Here is a 21,798-nt window from a genome sequence, read left to right on the forward strand (position 1 = left end):
GCTCACACGTATCGCTCGAGGATCGTCGACTCGGCCAGCCGGGACAGGCCCTCCCGGACGCTGCGTGCCCGCAGCTCGCCGACGCCGTCGACGCCCTGCAGGTCCTCGACGCCGGCGGAGAGCAGCTTCTGGAGGGTCCCGAAGTGCTCGACCATCCGGTCGACGACGCTGGGTGGGAGCCGCGGCACCTTGGCCAGCAGCCGGTAGCCGCGAGGGGCGACGGCGCCGTCGAGGTGCTCGCCGCTGCCGAGCCCGAGCGCGCGGGCCGCGGCGCCGGGGTCGACCAGCTCGGTGGGGGAGAGCGCCTCGAGCCGGGCCAGGCACTCCTCGGGGGTCCGGGCCCGCCGCCCGGTGGGCAGGTAGTCGCGGATGACCAGCTCGCGCTCGGCGTCGACGCCGGTGACCAGCTCCTCGAGCTGCAGCGAGAGCAGCCGGCCGTCGGTGCCGAGCTCGAGGACGTAGTCCTCGATCTCGCGGGCGATCCGGGTGACCATCTCGAGGCGCTGGGCGACGACGGCGACGTCGCGCACGGTGACCAGGTCCTCGATCTCGAGGGCCGACAGGGTGCTCGACACCTCGTCGAGGCGCAGCTTGTAGCGCTCGAGCGTCGCCAGCGCCTGGTTGGCGCGCGACAGGATCTGCCCGGAGTCCTCCAGGACGTGGCGGGTCTCGCCGACGTAGGCGGCGATGATCTGCATCGACTGCGACACCGAGATGACGGGGCACCCGGTCTGCCGGGCCGCCCGGTCGGCGGTCCGGTGTCGTGTGCCGGTCTCCTCCGAGGGGATGGTGTGGTCGGGCATCAGGTGGACGGCGGCGCGGATGATCCGGGTGACGTCGCGGTCGATGATGATGGCGCCGTCCATCTTGGCGAGCTCGCGCAGGCCGGTGGCGGTGAACGGGACGTCGAGGCTGAACCCGCCCGTGCAGATCGACTCGACGGTCTTGTCGTTGCCGAGCACGATCAGGCCGCCGGTGCGCCCGCGCAGGATCCGCTCGAGCCCGTCCCGCAGCGGGGTGCCGGGTGCGATGGTGGCCAGCGTAGCGCGCAGCCGCAGCTGCTCATCGGTGCGGTCCGTGGCGACCACGCCTGCCTCCCCTCGAGATGGCCCCGCTCCGCGGCGGGGGCGCCGTCAGTGTAGGAGATCACGGCCCGTCACGCGGGCGTCGACGCTGATCAGGCGCGGGTCAGGGACAGCATCCGGAGCGCCGAGGCGACGTCGGGGACCTCCAGGACTCGCATCCCGTCGACGCGCCGGTCGGCCTGGCCGGACCCGCCGTGCCCGCCGGGAACGACGGCGACCGAGAAGCCCAGCCGGGCGGCCTCGGCGATCCGCTGGGGGAGGTCGCGGACCCGGCGCAGCTCGCCCGCGAGTCCCAGCTCTCCCATCGCGACCACCCCGCGCGGTGCGGGCTGGCCGGTGGAGGCCGAGGCCAGCGCGACCGCCAGCGCCAGGTCGGTCGCCGGCTCCATCAGCCGGGCCCCACCGACGGTCGAGGCGAAGACGTCCTTCTGCTGGAGGTGGATGCCGCAGTGCTGGTGGAGCACCGCCAGCACCATCGCGGTGCGGGAGGAGTCGAGCCCGCTCGTCGTACGGCGCGGGCGCTCGGCGGCGGTGTGGGTCACCAGGGCCTGGACCTCGGCGAGGAGCGGGCGGCGGCCCTCCATGGTGACCGCGACGCAGGTGCCGGGGACCTGCTGGTGGTGCTGCTCGACGAACAGGCCGGTGGGGTCGGTGACCGCCGTGATCCCCTCGGCGGAGAGGTCGAAGCAGCCGACCTCGTCGACCGGGCCGAAGCGGTTCTTCATCGCCCGCACCATCCGGAACCGGGAGTTGCGGTCGCCCTCGAAGTGGAGCACCACGTCGACGACGTGCTCGAGCACGCGCGGACCGGCGATCGAGCCGTCCTTGGTGACGTGGCCGACGATGACGAGGGTGACGTTGCGGGTCTTGGCCACCCGGATCAGCGCGGCCGCGACCTCCTTGACCTGCGTCACCCCGCCCGGCACCCCGTCGGTGCCGGAGGCGGCGATGGTCTGGATCGAGTCGACGACCAGCAGCTCGGGGCGGACCTCCTCGATGTGGGTGAGCACCGCCCCGAGGTCGGTCTCGGCGGCCAGCATCAGCTGGTCGTGGATCCCGCCGGTCCGGTCGGCCCGCAGCCGCACCTGGGACGCCGACTCCTCGCCCGTGACGTAGAGGGTGCGGCGCTGGTAGCGCGCCGTCTGCGCCGCCACCTCGAGCAGCAGCGTGCTCTTGCCGACGCCGGGCTCGCCGGCCAGCAGGATCGCGGCACCGGGCACCAGGCCACCGCCCAGCACCCGGTCGAGCTCGGGGACCCCGCTGGAGCGGAACGCCGACTCCTCGACCGGCACCTCGCCGATCGGCACCGCGGGCCGGGTCACGGGTGCGGCCGCCGTACGGCCCGAGGGGACGGCCGCTGCCTCCGCGACCGACCCCCAGGCCTGGCACTCCCCGCACCGGCCCACCCACTTCGCGGTCTCCCAGCCGCACTCGCTGCAGCGGTAGGCGGGGCGGGCGGGACGGGTGGAGCTCCTCGGCATGAGGCTGACGCTAGGCCACGCCGCCGACAGTCCGCGGGGCGACACGACCAGCGGTCCTCCCCGGGAGGTATCGTGCCGGTTGGAACGATCAAGAGGGGGGCCACGATGTCGCGGATCTCGGGTCAGGCGCCGACCCTGCCGCCGACCCTCGCCGACGTGGCGGAGCTCGCGGGGGTGTCGCGGCAGACGGTGTCGAACGCCGTCAACAACCCGGACCTCCTGCGGCCCGACACGCTGCAGCGGGTCCAGGGGGCCATCGACCAGCTCGGCTACTCGCCGAACCGGGCCGCGCGCAACCTCCGGACCCGCACCAGCCACCTGATCGGGCTCCGGTTCACGCCCGTGCAGGAAGGCACGGCCAACGCGACGATGGACCGGTTCGTCCACTCGCTGGTGGAGACCTCGAGCGCGGCCGGCTACCACGTGCTGCTCTTCCCCGGGGACACCCAGGACCCCACCGCCGGGTACGACGCGCTGCTCCGCTCGACCGCCGTCGACGCCTTCGTCGCCACCGACACCTATCTCGGCAACCCGCAGGCCGCGTGGCTGCGGTCCCGGCGGGCGCCGTTCGTCGCCTTCGGCCGGCCCTGGGACAACCCGGACGCCGGGCACCCGTGGGTGGACGTCGACGGGGCCGCCGGCGCCGAGCTGGCCACCCAGCACCTGCTCGACCGCGGGCACGAGCGGATCGCCTGGATCGGCTGGCGCAAGGAGCAGGTGATCGGCGAGGACCGGCGCAGCGGCTGGACCCGCGCGATGCGCTCGCGCGGGCTGGCGACCACCGGGCTCGCCTCGCGCTCCGACGACACCGTCGGCAGCGGTCGCGAGGCGTCGGCGGTGCTCCTCGACGAGGCGGCGCCGACGGGGTTCGTGTGCGCCTCCGACACCCTGGCGCTCGGCGTGATGCACACCCTCGCCGACCGCGGCCTGGTCGCCGGCCGCGACGTGGCGGTCGTCGGCTTCGACGACTCCCAGGTCGCGCAGGTGGTCCCGCCCGGGCTCACCTCGGTCCGCCAGCCCCTCGAGGAGGTCGCCGTCGAGATCGTCCGCGCCCTCGAGGGCCTGCTCGGCCACCCTCCCGAGCGCGCCGGCGGCGTCCTGCTCGCCCCCGAGCTCGTGGTGCGCGGCTCGAGCTGAGGGTCTTGCGGGGTCGGCAGGCGGGTGTCGGTTTCCCCGCCTGAGCGGGGAAACCGGAGCCTGGCGCGGGAAGTTTCGCCCGCCAACCGCCAGTTTCCCCGCCTGAGCGGGGAAACCTGCACCCCGCGTTCAGAACCCGCGCCACCACAGGTTGACGGCGTAGTCGACCGTGGTGCCGGGGTGGGAGGCGAGGGCGTCCTCGGCGACGGGGGCGGGGAGCTCGATGCGGACGACGGCCTCGAGGTCGCCGCGGGACCCGAACTCCCAGCGGACGTCGAGCGGCTGGCGGGTCCAGCCACGGGAGGACCAGAAGGTCTCGACGGCGACCGGGTCGACCTCGGGGAAGCCGCGGGCGAACCAGCGGCCGAACGTCGACCGGGTCGGGTCGTTGTCGACCACGAACGCCGTCCCGCCCCGGCGTACGACGCGGTCGAGCTCGGCCAGCCCGGGCTCGCTGCCCGGGCCGAAGAAGTAGGCCCAGCGGGCATGGACCACGTCGACCGAGGCGTCGGCGACGGGGAGCGCCTGGGCCAGCCCCTCCCGGACCTCGACGTGCGGGAGCCGCTGCGTACGCCGACGCGCGAGCGCGGCCAGCGAGCCGTGCGGCTCGACGCCGATCACGGCGCTCGCCGTGGACGCGAACCGCGGCAGGTGGAAGCCCGTGCCGCAGCCGATGTCCAGGACCGTCCGACCGGCCCACGACGCCACCCCGGCCATGGCCGCCTCGATCACGCCGTGCGGGTCGACCGCCCGGTTCTCGATCTCGTACGTCGCGGTGTGGTGCCAGATGTTGGGGCTCGGCCGGGCCCCGGAGCGGACGCTCAGATCCGGACCAGCCCGGACGGCGTCTGGACCGCCGCGGCGACGATGCCGGGAGTGCCGTTGGGGGCGACCCACTCCACCTTGACGTCCTCGAGCGGCGCCTCGACGGTCTCGCCGAGCCACTGGGAGACCCGCTGTGGGTCGCCGGCGATCTCGAGCGACACCAGGGCGTAGTCACCGGTCGCGCCGGTGCTGGGGTGCAGCTCGTCGGGGCTCTCCCACTGCACGAAGAACGGCAGCTGCGGGTCGGAGATCAGGCCGTTGATGCCGATCTGCTTCCATCGCAGCTCGGTGCCGTCGGGCCTCTTGCGGTTGCCGTTGGCCGACTCGCGACCCAGCCGGTGCTCGACCTCGGCGATGTCGTCGACGGCCACCACCCAGCCGAGCCAGCCGCCCCCGAGCAGCGAGCGGGCGCGCACGGCCTGGCCGAAGGGCGCCTTGTCGGAGGCCGGGTGGTCGAGAACCTCGACGATCTCCAGGTAGGTCCCGCCGTTGAGCGGCAGGATCATGTTGCGCGTCCCGAAACGCGGGTGAACTCCGCCGTCGAGAAAGTCCGTGCCGAGCAGTCCCCCGATGCGCTGGGCAGTGCTGGCAAGGCCATCCGGTCCGGCTGCGAAAGAGAGATGGTCCAAGCGCATGCGGATCATTGTCGGCTTCCCGCGAACCGGCCCCGACAGCGGGGTCGACTTCTCTCGACGTCGAGCCAACACGACGGCTCCGACGCCGCCCGGTCAGTGCGGGTCGGCGGGGTGCAGCGCGAGCGCCGACCGGGAGCGCAGGTGCGCCTCGCAGTGCTCGGCCAGGGCGTCGTACGCCGGCTCGCCCATCAGCTCCACCAGCTCGGCGGCGCTGGTCACGTAGAGCGGCTCGACCGCCACGTGCGCCTCGGTGTTGCCCGAGCAGTACCAGTCGAGGTCGTGCCCGCCGGGACCCCAGCCGCGGCGGTCGTACTCGGTGATCGTGACCTCGGTGTACGACGTCTCGTCCGGCCGCTCGACGGTCCGGAAGGTGCGCCGGATGGGGAGCTGCCAGCAGACGTCGGGCTTGGTCTCGAGCGGCTCCCGGCCCTGGGCGAGCGCGAGCCCGTGCAACGCGCAGCCGGCACCGGTGGGGAAGTCGTCGCGGTTGTGGAAGATGCACGCCGACTGCCCGTCGTGCTCGACCACCTGTGTCTTGGCCTCGCCGTCCTCGTCGTGGCCGACCCAGTCGCCACGCCTGACCCGACGTCCGGGGTGGAACTGCCACTGCTCGGGGGTCAGCTCCTTGACGTGGGAGGCGACCCGCTTCAGGTCGTCGTTGTCGGAGAAGTGGGCGCCCAGAGTGCAGCACCCGGTGTCCGGTGAGGAGGCGTAGATCCCCGGGCAGCCCTGCCCGAAGATGCACATGTAGCTGGACGTGAGCCAGGTCAGGTCGCAGCGGAACACCTGGTCGTCGTCGGCGGGATCGACGAGCTCGACCCAGGCGCGGGGGAAGACGAGGTCGACTTCGGGCACCGGACAACTCTACGTGGGCGGTAGATTCCGACGCATGCGCCTGGGTGTGCTCGACATCGGCTCCAACACCGGCCACCTGCTGGTGGTCGACGCCTCGGTGGGTGCCGCGCCGCTCCCCGCGTCCTCGTTCAAGGAGCCGTTGCGGCTGGCGGAGCACCTCGACGACGGCGGTGCGGTGACCCCGGCCGGGATCGACGCGCTGGCCGGCTTCGTCGCCAACGCCCTGGAGGTGGCCGAGGACAAGGGGTGCGAGGACATGCTCCCGTTCGCCACCTCGGCGGTGCGCGACGCCACCAACTCCGACGAGGTGCTCCGCGCCGTCGAGGACCGGACCGGCGTGGCCATCGGGGTGCTCCCGGGCGAGGACGAGGCGCGGCTGACCTTCCTCGCCGTACGCCGGTGGTTCGGGTGGTCCTCGGGCCGGCTGGCGGTGTTCGACATCGGGGGCGGGTCGCTCGAGATCGCCGCGGGGAGCAACGAGTGGCCCGACATCGCCTGGTCGATGCCGCTGGGTGCCGCCCGGCTGGCGCGCGAGCACCTCGCCGGCGACCGCAGCGACGCCACCATCCGCGCGCTGCGCAAGAAGATCCGTGCCGACATCGCCCGCGACGCCGGCGACCTGCTCCGTTCGGGGGCGCCGGACCATCCGGTCGCGACGTCCAAGACGTTCCGGTCGCTGGCGCGGATCTGCGGCGCGGCGCCGTCCGACGACGGACCGCGCGTGGCGCGGAGCCTGCCCGCCGACGTGCTGTCCGACCGGCTGCCCAAGCTCGCGGAGATGTCCGACGAGGAGCTGGGCGACCTGCCCGGCGTCTCGCCGAGCCGGACCCACCAGATCCTCCCGGGCGCCCTGGTGGCGCTGGCGGTGATGGACATCTTCGACCTCCCGGCGCTCGAGATCTGCCCCTGGGCGCTGCGCGAGGGCGTGATCCTCGAACGCATCGACGCGATCCGCCGGTCGAACGGTGACTGAGGCGAGCCGTCCCCCGGGGCGCAGGATCGGGCTCTCGACCGCGTCGGTGTACCCGGAGTCGACCGCCCACGGGTTCGCGTACGCCGCGAGCCTGGGCTACGACGCGGTCGAGGTGATGGTCGGGATCGACGCGCTCTCCCAGCAGGTGGCTGCGGTCGCCCAGCTCGCCGATCACCACGCGATCCCCGTGTGCGCGGTGCACGCGCCCTGCCTGCTGTTCACCCAGCGGGTCTGGGGCACCGAGCCGTGGGGCAAGCTGGAGCGGTCGGCCGAGATGGCACAGGCGGTCGGTGCCGAGGTGGTCGTGGTGCACCCGCCGTTCCGCTGGCAGAAGGAGTACGCCGCCGGCTTCGTCAACGGCATCGCCGCCCTCGAGGCGTCGACCGGCATCGCGTTCGCGGTCGAGAACATGTACCCGTGGCGGGCCTCGTCGCGCCGCGGCATGGAGATGTACCTGCCCGGCTGGGACCCGTCGCAGGAGTCCTACGCCCACACCACCATCGACCTCTCACACGCCGCGATCGCCCGCTCCGACGTGGTCGAGATGGCGGTGCGGATGGGGTCGCGGCTGCGCCACGTCCACCTGACCGACGGCAGCGGGTCGGCCAAGGACGAGCACCTCGTGCCGGGCCGCGGGGTCATGGGGGCCGCTGAGTTCCTGCGTCACGTCGCCGACTCGGGGTTCGGCGGCGACGTCGTGCTGGAGATCAACACCCGCAAGGCCACCTCGCGGGAGCAGCGCGAGGCCGACCTGCGCGAGTCGCTGGAGTTCGCGCGCGCCCACTTCGCGGTCGGGACGCGTTCGTGAGCGCCTCCACCAGCTCCCCACGCGGCCGGCGGCCCGGGTCGCCCGACACCCGGGCCGCGATCCTCGACGCGGCCCGGGCGCGCTTCGCGGAGGGCGGGTTCCGGGCGACGACGATCCGGGCGGTGGCGGCCGATGCGGGGGTCGACGCCGCCCTCGTCCACCACTACTTCGGCACCAAGGACGACCTGTTCCTCGCCTCGCTCGCCCTGCCCGTCGACCCCCGCGCGCTGCTGGTGCCCGCGGTGACCGCGGGCGGCCCGGAGGGAGCGGCGGAACGGCTGCTGACGACGTTCCTCGGGGTGTGGGACGACCCGGAGCTCCAGCCGGCCCTGCTGACGATGGTGCGTGGACTCATGGACCCGGCCGCCACCCGGCTGGTGAGCGAGGGCTTCCTGCCCGTCGTGCTCGGGCCGGTGGGGCAGGCGCTCGGCATCGACCGTCCCGAGCACCGGATGCCGATCGTGGCCAGCCAGGTGCTCGGCGTGATCCTGCTGCGCTACCTGGTGCGGGTCGAGCCGTTGGCGTCGATGCCGGCCGAGCAGGTCGTGGCGACGTACGCCCCCACGATCCAGCGCTACCTCGTCGACCCCTTGCCGTGACGGGGCCCCGTGTGCATAATTCAACACATGATGAAAAACGCGATCGAGGTGTCCGACCTGGTCGTCGTGCGCTCGGGCCGGGAGGTGCTCCACGGCCTGGACGTGACGATCCCGCCGGGCCAGGTGACGGGGCTGCTCGGCCCCAGCGGCTGTGGCAAGTCCACGCTGATGCGCTCCATCGTCGGCGTCCAGCGCACCCGCTCCGGCGGCGTGACCGTGCTCGGGGAGCCGGCCGGGAGTCGGGTGCTGCGTGACCGGGTGGCCTACCAGACCCAGGCCGCCAGCGTGTACGACGACCTGACGGTCACGGAGAACCTGCGCTTCTTCGCCCGGGTGCTCGGCGTCGACCGGGCCGAGGTCGACCGCGCGATCGACGCGGTCGACCTCCGGGAGCACCGCGACCAGGTGGTCGGCAACATGTCCGGTGGCCAGCGCAGCCGGGCGAACCTCGCGGTGGCCCTGCTCGGCGAGGCCGAGGTGCTGGTGCTCGACGAGCCCACGGTCGGCCTCGACCCGGTGCTGCGGGAGGAGCTCTGGATCCTCTTCCACCGGATCGCCGACGCCGGCACCGCCGTGCTGGTGAGCAGCCACGTGATGGACGAGGCGGAGCGCTGCGACCGGCTGCTGCTGATGCGGGAGGGCCGGGTCATCGCCGACGGCACGCCGCAGGAGATCCGGGAGAAGGCCGGCGTCGACGACATCGAGGAGGCCTTCCTCGCGATCGTCAGGGGTGCCGCATGATTCACCCCATTCGAAGGGAGAGCTTCGTTCCGCACGTCTGTCTCGAGAAGGGACCCCGAAAATGAGTCCCCGCATCACCCTCGCCGTGACCGTCCGGGTCCTCAACCAGCTGCGGCGCGACCACCGCACGATGGGCATGCTGCTCGTGGTGCCGGCGCTGCTGCTCACCCTGCTGTGGTGGATGTTCGAGGAGATGCCCGGCGACTTCTTCGACGCGTTCGGGCCCGCGCTGCTCGCGCTCTTCCCGTTCATCATCATGTTCCTCGTCACCAGCGTCACCACGCTGCGCGAGCGCAGCAGCGGCACCCTGGAACGGCTGCTCAGCATGCCGATGGGCAAGCTCGACTTCCTGCTCGGCTACGCGCTCGCCTTCGGCCTGGTCGCCGCGCTCCAGAGCGGCATCGCGGTCGCCGTGTGCGTCGGCCTGCTGGGGCTCGACGTCCAGGGACCGGTGTGGCTGCTGACCGTGGTCGCGGTCGGCGACGCCCTGCTCGGCTCCACGCTCGGGCTGTTCGTCAGCGCCTTCGCGCAGACCGAGTTCCAGGCCGTGCAGTTCATGCCGGCGATCGTGCTGCCGCAGATCCTGCTGTGCGGGCTGTTCGTGCCCCGCGAGTCGCTCCCCGACGTGCTCGAGGCGATCAGCGACGTGCTGCCGCTGTCCTACGCCGTCGACGCGATGCAGGAGCTCACCGCGTCGACCGACCCCGCGGTCTGGGGCGACCTGGGGATCGTCATGGCGTTCGTGCTGGGCGCGCTGGTGCTCGGCGCGGCCACCCTCCGCCGGCGTACGGCCTGAGCGGGCCGGTCGATAGCCCCTGTGTTTCGACGCGCCGTCGCGACCTCGCAGGCTCGGTCGCGGGCTTGCTCAACCCGCCTCCCCACGCCGGGCACTCCTGCGTCGTGCCCGGCTAGCCTCGGCGAATGACCAAGAGCGACACCGAGGTCGCCGTCGCGGCTGCCCGGGCCGGCGCCGCTGTCGCCGCCTCGTCGTGGCGCACGCCGCTGGTGCGCCACGGCAAGGGCGGCATCGACTTCGCCACCGACGCCGACCTGGCCTCCGAGCGGGCGGTGCGCGAGGTGCTGCGGGAGCAGCGGCCCCACGACGCCGTCACCGGGGAGGAGTACGGCGCCGACGGGACCGCGGAGCGCACCTGGCTGGTCGACCCGATCTGCGGCACCCTCAACTACGCCGCCGGCACTCCGCTGTTCGCGGTCAACGTCGCCCTGCGCGAGGGTGACCGGGTGCGGGTCGCCGCCGTCGCCGAGCCGACCGGCGATGCGGTGTTCGTGACCGACGGCGACCGGGCGTGGCGCGACGGCAGCCCGGACCTCGAGCTCGCACCCGACCCGGCCAACCGGCTGGTGGAGGTCGACGTGGGGGTGGGCGCCGCGCGGTCGTGGGCGCTGGTCGGGGCCCCCGGCTTCCAGGAGCGCTACGCCCCGCGGGTGGTCTCGACGTCGCTCGGCCTGGCCTGGGTGGCGGTCGGCCGGTTCGCCGCCTACGTCGCGGAGGAGGACGTGAGCGACAGCGTCCACTACGCCGCCGGCCTCGCCCTGTGCCGGGGCGCGGGCTGCGTCGTCACCGACCTCGACGGCGGCGACGTGACGTCCGGCCGCGGCCTGCTGGCGGCGGCGGACGCGGCCACCCACCTCGACCTGCTGGGCCTGCTCGCCGGCGACTGACCACGAGGCCGGTGGTCGTCGTAGCCTTGGCCGCATGCCCCTGCTCCGCCAACCGCTCCTCCTCCTCGCGCGCAGCCGGCACGTCAAGGAGCTCGTCAGCACCATGCCGGTCTCGTCCGGGATCGTGCACAGCTACGTGCCCGGCGAGACCACGGCGTCCGCGGTCGACGCCAGCGCCGCGCTGGTCGACGACGGGCTGCAGGTCACCCTCGACTTTCTCGGCGAGGACACCGTCGACGCCGAGCACGCCGACGCCACCGTGGCGGCGTACGTCGAGCTGCTGGGGGAGCTGGCCCGACGCGGCCTGTCCCGCCGGGCCGAGGTGTCGGTGAAGCTGTCGGCGGTGGGCCAGGCGCTCCCGAGCAACGGCCACAAGATCGCGCTCGAGAACGCCCGCACCGTCTGCCGGGCCGCCCGCAACGCCGGCACCACGGTCACCCTCGACATGGAGGACCACACCACCACCGACTCGACGCTGGCGATCCTGCGCGAGCTGCGGCAGGACTTCCCCGAGACCGGCGCGGTGCTGCAGTCGGCCCTCCACCGGACCGAGGCCGACTGCCGGGCGCTCGCCCACGAGGGGTCGCGGGTGCGGCTGTGCAAGGGCGCCTACCTCGAGCCCGAGGAGGTGGCCTTCCAGGACCGCACCGACATCGACCGGTCCTACGTGCGGTGCCTCAAGGTGCTGCTGGCCGGGCAGGGCTACCCGATGATCGCGACCCACGACCCCCGGATGATCCAGATCGCGGGCACCCTGGCGAGCCGGTACGGCCGGCAGCGCGGGACCTACGAGTTCCAGATGCTCTACGGCATCCGCCCGCTGGAGCAGCAGCGGCTGGCCGAGTCGGGCGAGACGGTGCGGGTCTACCTGCCCTACGGGACCGAGTGGTACGGCTACCTCATGAGACGTCTCGCTGAGCGGCCGGCCAACCTGTCATTCTTCCTGAAGTCGCTGGTGTCGAAGAGCTAGGAAGGGGAGGCGAGCCCAGTGTCGACGAGGACCGAGGAGCGCCAGACCGCCATCCTGGGCGCCGGGGTGATGGGGGAGACCCTGCTCTCCGGGCTGGTCCGCGCCGGCCGGCGGGTCGACGACCTGCTGGTGGGCGAGAAGCGGCCCGACCGCGCGCGCGAGCTCGAGGAGCGGTACGGCGTCGCCGTGGTGTCCAACATCGACGCCGCCCGCAAGGCCGACACCGTCGCCGTGGTCGTCAAGCCGCAGGACATGGGTGACCTGCTCACCGAGATCGGCCCCGAGCTGCGCGCCGGCCAGCTCCTGGTCTCGCTCGCGGCCGGCATCACGACGTCGTTCATCGAGTCACGGGTGCCGGAGGGCGTCGCCGTCGTCCGGGTGATGCCCAACACCCCGGCCCTGGTCGACGAGGGGATGGCCGCGATCTCGCCGGGCCGGTTCTGCGACGACGAGCACCTCGCGGAGGCCGAGGCGCTGATGAGCTCGGTCGGCAAGGTGGTGCGGGTCCCCGAGCGCCAACAGGACGCCGTCACCGCGATCTCGGGGTCGGGTCCGGCCTACATCTACTTCGTCGTCGAGTCGATGATCGAGGCCGGCGTCCACCTCGGCCTCCCGCGCGCGACGGCCCACGAGCTGGTGCTGCAGACCGTCGTCGGGTCGGCCGCGATGATCCGCGAGACCGGGTCGCACCCCGTCGTCCTGCGCGAGCAGGTCACCTCGCCCGGCGGCACCACCGCCGCCGCGCTGCGCGAGCTCGAGATCCACAAGGTGCGGGCTGCGTTCCTCGCGGCCATCGAGGCCGCCCGCGACCGGTCGCGCGCACTCGCCGAGGGCTCCTGAACCACTCCTTCCGGCGCGCACGCAACCTCGTCCGCGTGTCGCGCGTGTCTGGGTCATGAAGGCGACGCAGAGTCGCGACCGACGTGAGCCCATGACCTCCGAGAGGACGACGAATGCCCTCCGACCGGCAGGACTTCACCGAGTTCTACTCGGCCACCTGGGGCAGGACGGTGTCCTGCGCGTACGCCGTGACCGGTGACCTGACGGCTGCGGAGGACGCCGCCCAGGACGCGTACGCGCGTGCCTGGCCCCGGTGGACGAAGCTGCGCACCTACGACGACGCGGGGGCCTGGGTGCGCCAGGTCGCCACCCGGCAGGCGATCAGCCGGTGGCGCAGGTCCCGCACCGCGGTCCGGCACCTGCTCCGTCAGCGCCCGCCCGAGCCGGTCGACCCTCCTGACGAGAGCTCGGTGCTGCTGGCGCGCGCCCTGCAGCAGCTGCCGGAGGCCCAGCGGCGCGCGCTGGTCCTGCACCACCTGGTCGGGCTGCCGGTCGCCGAGGTCGCGCGGCTCGAGGGCTGCCCCGAAGGCACCCTCAAGGCCCGGCTCTCCCGCGGCCGGGCGGCCCTCGCCGCGGTGCTCGGCCCCGAGGACAGGGAGCCCACACCCTCCGGAACCGACGAGGAGCGCAGCCGTGCCTGAGACCTTCGACCTCCAGGACCGCTTCGACGAGCTCGCACGCGACGTCGCCCGCGCCGCCGGGCCCGGCGACGCGACCGTCCCGGTGCGTCGCGCGCGGCGGCGGCGGGGGGTGGCCGGTGCTGTGGCGATGGCCGTGGCGGTGACCGTCGGCGTCGCGGCGCTCCAGGTCGTCGGGGACGAGCGTGACGCAGGCGTCGTCGACAGCCTCGGCCAGAGCTCCGGTCAGGAGCGGCGCGAACGGTTGCTCGCCCTGCTGCCGCCGGACAGCAACCAGGTGAACGTCGTGGACGTCGTCGGATTCACCGGCCGGCCCGGGTTGGACTACGTCCGGCCCGGAGACCGCCCCCTGTTCGGCTACCTGATCGCCTCGTTCATCAAGGTCCAGCGTGGTCCCTTCGGGCGGCTGCTGATCCCGCACCTGGTCACCTACGCCGGGAACGGGTCCACCAACGCCTACCTGGTCGATCGGCGACCTGACGAGATCGTCGACCGGCTCCTCCAGGCCGGGTGGGTGACCCGGGGCGACATCATGGTGCCGGGACCGCGCGTCTCGGAGGTCACCGCCTCGCTCGGCAACTACGTCAGGATCACCGACGAGGCCGGACAGGCACTGGTCCTGATCGCCCACGACCGCGGCGACCTCCCCGACCCGGGGAGCTCCTCGGAGCCTGGTCCTGTCGCGGCCCGGCTGGTCGACCTCGGCGGAGCAGTCGGGTACTCGATCGACCTCAACGCGAGCTGTGCCGCAGAGGCGGTCTCGCTCTCCTCCACCTCGCGGGGCTCGGCCCTGCTCACCCCGCCCGAAGGGGTCGCGCCCGGTGCCGTCGGGGTCGACACCCTCGAGGTCCCCGACGCCTTCTCCTCCATCGACACGGTCACCCCCGCCGGCGACGCGGTCCGGTTGGAGGTCACCGTTCCCGACGCCGAAGGTCCGCTGCGGTACCTCCGCCGGCTCGGGCTGCCGGGCACGGAGTTCTGCTGACCAGGGCCTACAACCCCACCGCCGACCGGGCGGCGGCCAGGACTGGCGCGGTGACCTCGCGGCAGCGCTCGGCGCCGGCGTCGTAGACCGAGGAGACGTACGTCGGGTCGGCCGCGAGCTCGGCGTAGCGGACCTGCAGCGGCTCCAGCACCGCGACCACCGCGTCGGTGACCGCGGCCTTGAGGCCGCCGTAGGTCGAGAGGCCGTCGGCCGAGCCGCCGCAGGCGACCAGCACGTCGAGCAGGTTGGTGACGCCCGGCTTGGCCGCCCGGTCGGCCCGGACCGCGTCCGGGCCGGTGTCGGAGTCGGTCACCGCCCGCGCCACCTTGCGACGTACGACGTCGGGCGGGTCGAGCAGCAGCACCGACCCAGCCCCCTCGACCGACTTGCTCATCTTGCGGGTCGGGTCGGCCAGGTCCATCACCCGGGCCCCGGCGGCCGGCGTCACGATCCGGGGCACCGTGAACACCTCGCCGTAGTTCCGGTTGAAGCGGATCGCCAGGTCACGGGTGAGCTCGACGTGCTGCCGCTGGTCGTCGCCGACGGGCACCTCGCCGGGGCGGTAGAGCAGGATGTCGGCGGCCATCAGCACGGGATAGGTGAAGAGCGACACCCGGGTCGCGTCACGACCACGGCCCTTCTCCTTGTACTGGACCATCCGGTTCAGCTCGCCGGTGCGGGCGGTGCACTCGAGAAGGTGGGCGAGTCCGGTGTGGGCCGGCACGTCGCTCTGGCGGAAGAGCGTGCTGCGGTCCAGTCCTGCCGCCAGCAGCAGGGTCGCCATCTCCCGGGTGCGGTCCCGGAGCCGGGACGGCTCGTGCGGGGTGGTCATCGCGTGCAGGTCCGAGATCCCGTAGTACGCGTCGTGCTGTCGCTCGGCCATCGGGCGCAGCGCGCCGAGCAGGTTGCCGAGGGTGAGCCGGCCCGACGGGGTGAGCAGGGAGAGGGTGGTCATCGGTGCGCTCCTGGTGGGAGGGGCGGCCGACGGGCGCACGAGAACGGCCGCCCGGAGGCGGCCGTGGTCGAAGAGGGTGTGCTCGAGCAGGGATCCGCCGTCAGGCGGGCCACCAGCAGGACGGAGTCGGCGTCGGCACGAGCCCAGTCTGGCACACCGCCGGGCGACGTCGTCCCGGCAGCGCACGGCGGTAGCGTGACCGCATGGTGCAGTGCCCCGGGCCGGCGACGGCGGTCTTCGACCCCAGCCTCACCGGCTACGACTTCGGTCCCGGACACCCCATGTCGCCGGTCCGCGTCGACCTGACCTTCCGGCTCGCCGAGGCGCTCGGCCTCCTCGACGGCCGGTTGCAGGTCGTCGGCGCGCCCGCCGCGACCGACGAGCAGCTGCTCACCGTCCACGACCAGGAGCTGGTCGACGCGGTGGTCCGGGCCGGCACCGACGGTCACCACGACGAGCGCCACGGCCTCGGCAGCGACGACAACCCCGTGTTCCGCGACATGCACGCCGCCACGGCCCGGGTGGTGGGCGCGACGATCGCCGCCTGCGACCGGGTGTGGCGCGGCGAGAGCCTCCACAGCGCGAACATCGCCGGCGGCCTGCACCACGGCATGCCCACCCGGGTCAGCGGGTTCTGCGTCTACAACGACGTCGCGGTGGGGATCCGGCACCTGCTCGACCAGGGCGCCACCAAGGTCGCGTACGTCGACGTCGACGTCCACCACGGCGACGGCGTCGAGCGGATCTTCTGGGACGACCCGCGGGTGCTCACCGTGTCGCTCCACGAGACCGGCCAGATGCTGTTCCCGGGGACCGGCTTCCCCCAGGACTCCGGCGGACCGGACGCGAAGGGGTCGGCCGTCAACGTCGCGCTTCCCCCGGGCACCTCCGACGCCGGGTGGCTCCGGGCCTTCCACGCCGTGGTGCCGCCGCTGCTGCGCGAGTGGGGCCCCGACGTCCTGGTCACCCAGCACGGCTGCGACTCCCACATCGAGGACCCGCTGGCCCACCTGATGCTGACCGTCGACGGCCAGCGCGCCGGCTACCTCGCCCTGCACGACCTGGCCCACGAGGTGTGCGACGGGCGCTGGGTGGCCACCGGGGGCGGTGGCTACTCCCTCGTCGACGTCGTCCCGCGGGCCTGGACCCACCTGCTCGCGATCGTGGGGGGCGAGCCGCTGGACCCGGGCACACCCACGCCCGAGGCGTGGCGTGAGCACGTCCGCACGGCCCTCGGGGCGACGCCGCCCACCCGGCTCACCGACGGACGTACGCCGGCGTACCGCGACTGGTCGGAGGGCTTCGACCCGGAGACGTGGCTCGACCGCGCGATCAACGCGACCCGCGCCGAGGTGTTCCCGTACCACGGGCTGGACCCCCTGCCCTGAGCTCCGCGGACGCTCCGATCGAGGGTCGCGACCGGCGAACCGGCAAGTCGACACGCCGGATCACATCAGTTTCATTGGTGAATTGCTTCCCCATCCATCACACAGGCCCTATCCTTCCCAAGCAGCGAGCACGTTGTGCGCATCGGCGGGGAAGCCGATGGCGTGCCGCCCAAGAAAGCCGGTGCACGATGGTGAACACATCCGGGGACCACGCGGACCCCAAGTTCCTGACCGTGGCTGAGGTCGCGGCGATGATGCGCGTCTCGAAGATGACCGTCTACCGGCTCGTGCACAGCGGCGAGCTGCCGGCGGTCCGGGTCGGTCGCTCGTTCCGGGTCACCGAGGACGACGTCGACGAGTACCTCCGCAAGAGCTTCTACAGCGCAGGCTGACACCGGCTGGCCGGGCGCCCACCGCCCGGGTGTTTCCCACGGTGGGCGCGGTTTCAGCGACCTCGGGTCAGGCCGATAGGCTGACAACCTCCCCCGCCCGTCGGCGGGACGTCAGCACGTGAAAGGTCTACCTGTGGGTTCTGTCATCAAGAAGCGGCGCAAGCGCATGGCGAAGAAGAAGCACCGCAAGCTGCTCAAGAAGACGCGCGTCCAGCGCCGCAAGCTCGGCAAGTAGGCCCGGCGCCACCCACGGCACCCATGGGCCACCCCGATCACGGCAGCACCGTCCTGGTCACGGGGGTCTCCCGCGACCTCGGTCAGCGCTGCGCCCGCACGCTCGCCGCGACCCCGGGCGTGGCACGGGTGATCGGGGTCGACGTGGTGCCGCCCCGCGGCGACCTGGGCGAGGTCTCCTTCGTCCGCGCCGACATCCGCAACCCGGTCATCGCCAAGGTGATCGCCAAGGAGGACGTCGACACCGTCGTCCACATGAGCGTCATCTCGACCCCCGGGTCGGCCGGCAGCCGCGCCACGATGAAGGAGCTCAACGTCATCGGGACGATGCAGCTCCTGGCCGCCGCCCAGAGCGCGCCCCGGTTGCAGCGGCTCGTGGTCAAGTCCACCACCACCGTCTACGGCGCCAGCAGCCGTGATCCCGCCATGTTCACCGAGGACATGGAGCCCCGCCGGCAGCCGCGGTCCGGCTACGCGAAGGACGTCGCCGAGATCGAGGGCTACGTCCGCGGCTTCGCCCGCCGCCGTCCCGACGTCACGGTCACCCAGCTGCGCTGCGCCAACGTGATCGGTCCGCGGGTCCAGAGCCCGATCACCTCCTACTTCCGGCTCCCGGTCCTGCCGACCGTGGTCGGGCACGACCCTCGCCTGCAGTTCCTCCACGAGGACGACCTGCTGGGCGTGGTGCGCCACGCCACGCTCCGGGGGCCCCACGGGACGTTCAACGTCGCAGGCGACGGGATCGTGATGCTGTCCCAGGCCGTACGCCGGCTGCAGCGTCCCCGGGTGCCGCTCCCCGCAGGCGCCGTCGGCAACCTCGGCTCGGTGCTCCGACAGGCCCGGGTCGCGGAGTTCTCGCCCGAGCAGCTGGGCCTGCTGACCTTCGGTCGCGGCGTCGACACCACCCGGATGCGCGAGGTGCTCGGGTTCCACCCGCGCTACACCACCGCCGAGGCGTTCGCCGACTTTGCGTCCTCGTTGACCCCCACGGGTGGGCACACGGTGCGGCTCATCGACCGGGCCACCCGGCTGGTGGAGAGCCGGCCCGCCGCCCTGGAGCCGACGGGAGCAGACCGTGGGTGACGCCGAGATCATCCCCATCGGCACCCGCGGCCGCCCCGGCCGCGGCAGCGGCACCGACCGCCCGTCCTCCGCCGCGCGGGGGCTGGCACCGGGTGCCCGGCCCCGACCCGCCCCGGACCAGGACCAGGACCAGGACGAGCGCCCCCCGGAGCCCGGCCCGGGCGACGGGTCGGCCGCCCCGCCGCCGGAGCCCGCCGCCGAACCGCCGGCAGCCCCCGCGACCACGCGTGAGCGGTCGCCGCTCGGCGGCGTGTCCACCACCGAGTGGCTGGCTGCCTTCCAGCACGCCGCCCGCGAGCTCTTCGGCGACGACTGGGAGCCCCAGCTGGCGCGCTTCCTGGCCTTCCTGCGGCGCCGGATCACCGGTGACTACGTCGTCGACGACTACGGCTTCGACCCCGAGGTCACCGAGCGGTTCCTGATGACCGCGCTGCGCCCGATCGCCCAGCGGTGGTTCCGGATCGAGCTGCGCGGCGCCGACAACATCCCCGACGAGGGTGGCGCACTCGTGGTGTCCAACCACTCGGGCACGGTCCCGATGGACGGGCTGATGACCATGCTCACCGTCCACGACGCCACCGGCCGCCACCTGCGGCCGCTCGGCGCCGACCTGGTCTTCGAGCTGCCGGTCGTGGGGTCGCTCGCCCGGCGCAGCGGGGCGACCCTCGCCTGCCAGGAGGACGCCGAGCGGATGCTCGCCGGCGGCGAGCTCGTCGGCGTCTGGCCGGAGGGGTTCAAGGGGATCGGCAAGCCCTACTCGGAGCGCTACAAGCTGCAGCGCTTCGGCCGCGGGGGCTTCGTCTCCGCCGCCCTCCGCACCGGCGTGCCGATCGTGCCGTTGGCCGTGGTCGGCGCCGAGGAGATCTACCCGCTCATCGGCAACGTCCCGGCGCTCGCCCGGCTGCTGGGGGCGCCGTACGTGCCGATCACGCCGTTCTTCCCTTGGCTGGGCCCGCTCGGGCTGGTGCCCCTGCCGTCGAAGTGGCTGCTCGAGCTCGGTGAGCCGATCCGCACCGACGAATACGAGGCCGGTGCCGCCGACGACCCGATGCTGGTCTTCAACGTCACCGACCAGGTGCGGGAGACGATCCAGCAGACGCTCTACCGGCTGCTGATGCAGCGGGAGTCGGTGTTCCGGGGGCGCCCGCGGCCGGAGTGAGCCGCCGCGGCTCAGTTGCCGCCGAGCAGCGAGTCGCCGAGCTCGTCGACGGTGTCCTCGAGCTGCTGGGTGGTGTCGTCGAGGGTGTCCTTGGTGCCCTTGACCGCACCCTTCACGCCCTTCACGGTGTCCTTGACCGTGTCGCCCGCGCCGCCGTTGGACGCCGTCGGGCCGTCGCCGGTCAGGCCGTCGGTCAGGTCGTCCAGCGGGTTGGTGGTGCCGTCGCCGGACCCGGCTGACCCGTCACCGGAGCCGTCGTCCGAGCCCAGGAGCGAGCCGGTGAGGGACCCGTCGCCCGTTCGTCCGTCGCCGTCGTCCCCACGCCGCCCGTCCCGGCCCTCACCTCCGGACTCCCCGGCCTCGACCGTGGCGCCCGGGATCACCACGACCGGAGCCTCGGAGGTGGCCGACGAGAGCAGCACGGGCGGGATCTGGTCGACCCCGGCACCACCACAGCTGGGGCAGGCCTGCCGGGCACGGGCGTCGATCTCGCTGACCACCTCGACCGCGGCGAGCAGCTCGTCGCGAGCCGAGGCCGGGACCTGGTCCTCGAGGGACAGCAGCGTGGCCATGCTGTCCCCGGTGAAGTCGCGCAGGTCGCGGACCAGGTCGCGGTCACCGGTCTCGGCGTACTCGTCGAGGATGATCCCGGCTGCCTGGTCCGCGTGGGTGCCGAAGTCGACGAAGTTGGACGAGACGGCGACCTCCTGGTCGGCCAGGTCGCCCTCGCGACCGAGCTCCTCGACCTCGCTCAGCCGGCTGGTCGCGCTGTCGAGCAGCGTGCGCCCCTGGGCGTCGGGGCTGGAGGCGACACCGGTCTCGGCGTCCTCGATCGCCCGCTTGAGCGGGTAGAGCATCTCGCCGGGAAGGGCGCTCTGGGCGGCGACCGCCATCGAGGTGCCGGCCCCGACCAGCGCGATGCCGCCGATGGCGACGGCGATCCGCCGGTCGCGGCGCGGGTTGCGGGCCGGCAGGGTCAGCCGGTCGTCGCCTGCGGGCACCAGCAGGGTGTCGGCCGCCGTCATCAGCTCGTCGCGGAGCGAGGTCACGAACTCCGGGCGCGGCTCGGCGTCGGGAACGGCGCGGAGCGACTCGACGATCGCGAGGAACTCCTGGAGGTGGTCGTCACGAGGCGCCCCGCCGGTGGGGGTCTCGACCAAGGAGTGGAACTCCTCGGCGCGTCGTCGTGACGCGAACACCGACGTCATCGGCGGGATCCTGTCTCTTCGCTCGGCTGCACGGGCGTCACGGGCGGCTCACCCTGCGACACCCGACCCAACGACCCGTCGACGGGGGAGGTTACGGGCTGGTTCCGCGTGGCACCGGGGAAGTCGGGGGAGAGTCGCATCAGCCTCGCACCCCCTCGGGGAGCAGCTTGGCGAGGTTGCGCACGCCGCGGAGCTGGAGCTGCTTCACGGCCCCGTCGGACCGCTCGAGCACGGCCGCGGTCTCGGCGATGCTCATGCCCTGCAGGAACCGCATCACCAGGCAGTCGCGCTGCTCGTCCGGGAGCCGGGTCAGGGCCTCCATCAGCGCCTCGTTGGTGAGCGACGCCAGCACCGCGTTCTCGGGACCCTCGGTGCTGTCGTCGTGGGCGCCCATGTCCTCGGTCGTGACCTCGAGGCGGGTGCGTCCTGCCTTGAAGTGGTCGGTGCACAGGTTGCGGGCGATGGTCATCAGCCACGCGCCGAAGTCCTTGCCCTGCCACCGGAAGCCGTTCATCGACCGCAGGGCGCGGAAGAACGTCTCGGACGTGAGGTCCTCGGCGAGCTGGGTGGAGCGGGTCCGGTAGAAGAGGAACCGGTAGACCGCCCCCTGGTAGTGGTCGTAGAGGAGCCCGAAGGCCTCCTTGTCGCCGGTGCGCGCGAGGTCGACGAGCGCGATCAGCCGGCTGCGATCGGCCTCGTCCTCCTCGGAGGAGGCGGCCAGGTCGGAGTCGTCGTACCCCCCGCTCCCGCGACCCGGACCGGAGGACACCGCGGCCTCGCTGAGCAGCCACCCGCCCACGGAGCCGGGGCTGGTGGACGACGACGGCACGGTCGCCCCAGCCACGGCCGGCCGGGCCTGCTCGATGAGCACGGACGCGACAGCGGCGCGCAGGGCGTCCAGCCCACGCGCACGGTCCCTCCGAGCCCAGCTCCAGTCGATGACGACCCCTCCCGATCGGCTCTCCCCCTGAGCCATCTTCATGCTAGGGAAGCCGCAACGCAGGGGGAACCCTTCGGTAACAAAAGGTGGCCCAGACCACAAACGGGCCACAACAGGCGTCAGCGCCTCCGGCGCGGTGCCCGATCAGCGCCTCCGGCGCGGTGCCCGATCAGCGCCTCCGGCG

Annotated in this window: 24 protein-coding genes; 16 read left to right on the plus strand and 8 right to left on the minus strand. The window is 73.1% G+C overall.

Going from position 1 to position 21,798, the window contains the following annotated elements; genetic code table 11:
- Positions 1 to 2 precede the first annotated feature (2 nt).
- Together disA and radA are read right to left on the minus strand one after the other, a co-directional pair.
- A complete protein-coding gene (disA, locus tag ACQ1X7_RS01385; RefSeq protein ID WP_432476352.1) occupies positions 3 to 1,088 on the minus strand; it encodes a DNA integrity scanning diadenylate cyclase DisA in 1,086 nt (361 codons plus the stop codon).
- A gap of 89 nt (positions 1,089 to 1,177) precedes the next feature.
- On the minus strand, positions 1,178 to 2,566 hold the full coding sequence (gene radA, locus ACQ1X7_RS01390) for a DNA repair protein RadA (RefSeq protein ID WP_432476353.1): 1,389 nt from the start codon (positions 2,564 to 2,566) through the stop codon (positions 1,178 to 1,180).
- 105 nt (positions 2,567 to 2,671) lie between these two features.
- Between radA and ACQ1X7_RS01395 the strand changes: the two genes are divergently transcribed.
- Entirely contained in the window at positions 2,672 to 3,703 is a 1,032-nt protein-coding gene (locus ACQ1X7_RS01395; protein ID WP_432476354.1) for a LacI family DNA-binding transcriptional regulator, read from the plus strand.
- Between the two features lie 129 nt (positions 3,704 to 3,832).
- Here the strand turns inward: ACQ1X7_RS01395 and ACQ1X7_RS01400 are convergent, their stop codons facing one another.
- The 3 genes from ACQ1X7_RS01400 to ACQ1X7_RS01410 all read right to left on the minus strand — a co-directional run bounded on the left by ACQ1X7_RS01400 (position 3,833) and on the right by ACQ1X7_RS01410 (position 6,018).
- A complete protein-coding gene (locus ACQ1X7_RS01400) occupies positions 3,833 to 4,435 on the minus strand; it encodes a class I SAM-dependent methyltransferase (protein WP_432476355.1) in 603 nt (200 codons plus the stop codon).
- An 89-nt stretch (positions 4,436 to 4,524) separates the two neighbouring features.
- Positions 4,525 to 5,163 carry a VOC family protein gene (locus tag ACQ1X7_RS01405; RefSeq protein ID WP_432476356.1) on the minus strand — a complete coding sequence of 213 codons (639 nt, stop codon included), beginning with the start codon at positions 5,161 to 5,163 and terminating at the stop codon, positions 4,525 to 4,527.
- A gap of 93 nt (positions 5,164 to 5,256) precedes the next feature.
- The gene (locus ACQ1X7_RS01410) at positions 5,257 to 6,018 is read right to left on the minus strand and encodes a hypothetical protein (protein ID WP_432476357.1); all 762 of its coding nucleotides are present in this window, start codon (positions 6,016 to 6,018) and stop codon (positions 5,257 to 5,259) included.
- Between the two features lie 34 nt (positions 6,019 to 6,052).
- Between ACQ1X7_RS01410 and ACQ1X7_RS01415 the strand changes: the two genes are divergently transcribed.
- From ACQ1X7_RS01415 to ACQ1X7_RS01460, 10 genes are all read left to right on the plus strand, one after another.
- On the plus strand, positions 6,053 to 6,991 hold the full coding sequence (locus ACQ1X7_RS01415; protein WP_432476358.1) for a Ppx/GppA family phosphatase: 939 nt from the start codon (positions 6,053 to 6,055) through the stop codon (positions 6,989 to 6,991).
- Positions 6,984 to 7,799 carry a sugar phosphate isomerase/epimerase family protein gene (locus ACQ1X7_RS01420; protein WP_432476359.1) on the plus strand — a complete coding sequence of 272 codons (816 nt, stop codon included), beginning with the start codon at positions 6,984 to 6,986 and terminating at the stop codon, positions 7,797 to 7,799. Before ACQ1X7_RS01415 ends, ACQ1X7_RS01420 begins: the two co-directional genes overlap by 8 nt.
- Positions 7,796 to 8,398 carry a TetR family transcriptional regulator gene (locus tag ACQ1X7_RS01425; RefSeq protein ID WP_432476360.1) on the plus strand — a complete coding sequence of 201 codons (603 nt, stop codon included), beginning with the start codon at positions 7,796 to 7,798 and terminating at the stop codon, positions 8,396 to 8,398. Before ACQ1X7_RS01420 ends, ACQ1X7_RS01425 begins: the two co-directional genes overlap by 4 nt.
- A gap of 27 nt (positions 8,399 to 8,425) precedes the next feature.
- A complete protein-coding gene (locus ACQ1X7_RS01430) occupies positions 8,426 to 9,139 on the plus strand; it encodes an ABC transporter ATP-binding protein (protein WP_432476361.1) in 714 nt (237 codons plus the stop codon).
- 61 nt (positions 9,140 to 9,200) lie between these two features.
- A complete protein-coding gene (locus ACQ1X7_RS01435; RefSeq protein ID WP_432476362.1) occupies positions 9,201 to 9,935 on the plus strand; it encodes an ABC transporter permease in 735 nt (244 codons plus the stop codon).
- A gap of 125 nt (positions 9,936 to 10,060) precedes the next feature.
- Positions 10,061 to 10,822 (plus strand): inositol monophosphatase family protein, encoded by a 762-nt coding sequence (locus ACQ1X7_RS01440; protein ID WP_432476363.1) that lies wholly within the window; start codon positions 10,061 to 10,063, stop codon positions 10,820 to 10,822.
- Between the two features lie 34 nt (positions 10,823 to 10,856).
- Positions 10,857 to 11,792: a proline dehydrogenase family protein gene (locus ACQ1X7_RS01445; RefSeq protein ID WP_432476364.1), complete on the plus strand. Its 936-nt coding sequence runs from the start codon at positions 10,857 to 10,859 to the stop codon at positions 11,790 to 11,792.
- Positions 11,793 to 11,810: 18 nt separating this feature from the next.
- Positions 11,811 to 12,632, plus strand: a complete 822-nt coding sequence (gene proC / locus ACQ1X7_RS01450; RefSeq protein WP_432476365.1) for a pyrroline-5-carboxylate reductase — start codon at positions 11,811 to 11,813, stop codon at positions 12,630 to 12,632.
- Positions 12,633 to 12,745: 113 nt separating this feature from the next.
- A complete protein-coding gene (locus ACQ1X7_RS01455; protein WP_432476366.1) occupies positions 12,746 to 13,273 on the plus strand; it encodes a SigE family RNA polymerase sigma factor in 528 nt (175 codons plus the stop codon).
- A complete protein-coding gene (locus ACQ1X7_RS01460) occupies positions 13,266 to 14,255 on the plus strand; it encodes a hypothetical protein (RefSeq protein ID WP_432476367.1) in 990 nt (329 codons plus the stop codon). The genes ACQ1X7_RS01455 and ACQ1X7_RS01460 overlap by 8 nt, the downstream gene beginning before the upstream one ends.
- A gap of 7 nt (positions 14,256 to 14,262) precedes the next feature.
- Here the strand turns inward: ACQ1X7_RS01460 and trpS are convergent, their stop codons facing one another.
- Entirely contained in the window at positions 14,263 to 15,210 is a 948-nt protein-coding gene (trpS, locus tag ACQ1X7_RS01465; protein WP_432476368.1) for a tryptophan--tRNA ligase, read from the minus strand.
- Positions 15,211 to 15,413: 203 nt separating this feature from the next.
- Between trpS and ACQ1X7_RS01470 the strand changes: the two genes are divergently transcribed.
- The 5 genes from ACQ1X7_RS01470 (at position 15,414) to ACQ1X7_RS01490 (ending at position 19,466) form a co-directional block, all read left to right on the plus strand.
- The gene (locus ACQ1X7_RS01470) at positions 15,414 to 16,598 is read left to right on the plus strand and encodes an acetoin utilization protein AcuC (protein WP_432476369.1); all 1,185 of its coding nucleotides are present in this window, start codon (positions 15,414 to 15,416) and stop codon (positions 16,596 to 16,598) included.
- 233 nt (positions 16,599 to 16,831) lie between these two features.
- On the plus strand, positions 16,832 to 16,990 hold the full coding sequence (locus ACQ1X7_RS01475) for a helix-turn-helix domain-containing protein (protein WP_425271682.1): 159 nt from the start codon (positions 16,832 to 16,834) through the stop codon (positions 16,988 to 16,990).
- A 133-nt stretch (positions 16,991 to 17,123) separates the two neighbouring features.
- The gene (locus ACQ1X7_RS01480) at positions 17,124 to 17,225 is read left to right on the plus strand and encodes a 30S ribosomal protein bS22 (protein WP_008356322.1); all 102 of its coding nucleotides are present in this window, start codon (positions 17,124 to 17,126) and stop codon (positions 17,223 to 17,225) included.
- A 23-nt stretch (positions 17,226 to 17,248) separates the two neighbouring features.
- Positions 17,249 to 18,307, plus strand: coding sequence for an NAD-dependent epimerase/dehydratase family protein (locus ACQ1X7_RS01485; RefSeq protein ID WP_432476370.1), 1,059 nt, complete (start codon positions 17,249 to 17,251; stop codon positions 18,305 to 18,307).
- The gene (locus ACQ1X7_RS01490) at positions 18,300 to 19,466 is read left to right on the plus strand and encodes a lysophospholipid acyltransferase family protein (RefSeq protein ID WP_432476371.1); all 1,167 of its coding nucleotides are present in this window, start codon (positions 18,300 to 18,302) and stop codon (positions 19,464 to 19,466) included. The genes ACQ1X7_RS01485 and ACQ1X7_RS01490 overlap by 8 nt, the downstream gene beginning before the upstream one ends.
- An 11-nt stretch (positions 19,467 to 19,477) precedes the next feature.
- Here ACQ1X7_RS01490 and ACQ1X7_RS01495 read toward each other — a convergent pair whose 3' ends face one another.
- Positions 19,478 to 20,674: a DUF5667 domain-containing protein gene (locus ACQ1X7_RS01495; protein WP_432476372.1), complete on the minus strand. Its 1,197-nt coding sequence runs from the start codon at positions 20,672 to 20,674 to the stop codon at positions 19,478 to 19,480.
- A gap of 139 nt (positions 20,675 to 20,813) precedes the next feature.
- On the minus strand, positions 20,814 to 21,656 hold the full coding sequence (locus tag ACQ1X7_RS01500; RefSeq protein ID WP_432476373.1) for a sigma-70 family RNA polymerase sigma factor: 843 nt from the start codon (positions 21,654 to 21,656) through the stop codon (positions 20,814 to 20,816).
- Between the last annotated feature and the right edge of the window lie 142 nt (positions 21,657 to 21,798).

Origin of the sequence: Nocardioides sp. GXQ0305, assembly GCF_050880345.1 — a bacterium.
Taxonomy (GTDB): domain Bacteria; phylum Actinomycetota; class Actinomycetes; order Propionibacteriales; family Nocardioidaceae; genus Nocardioides.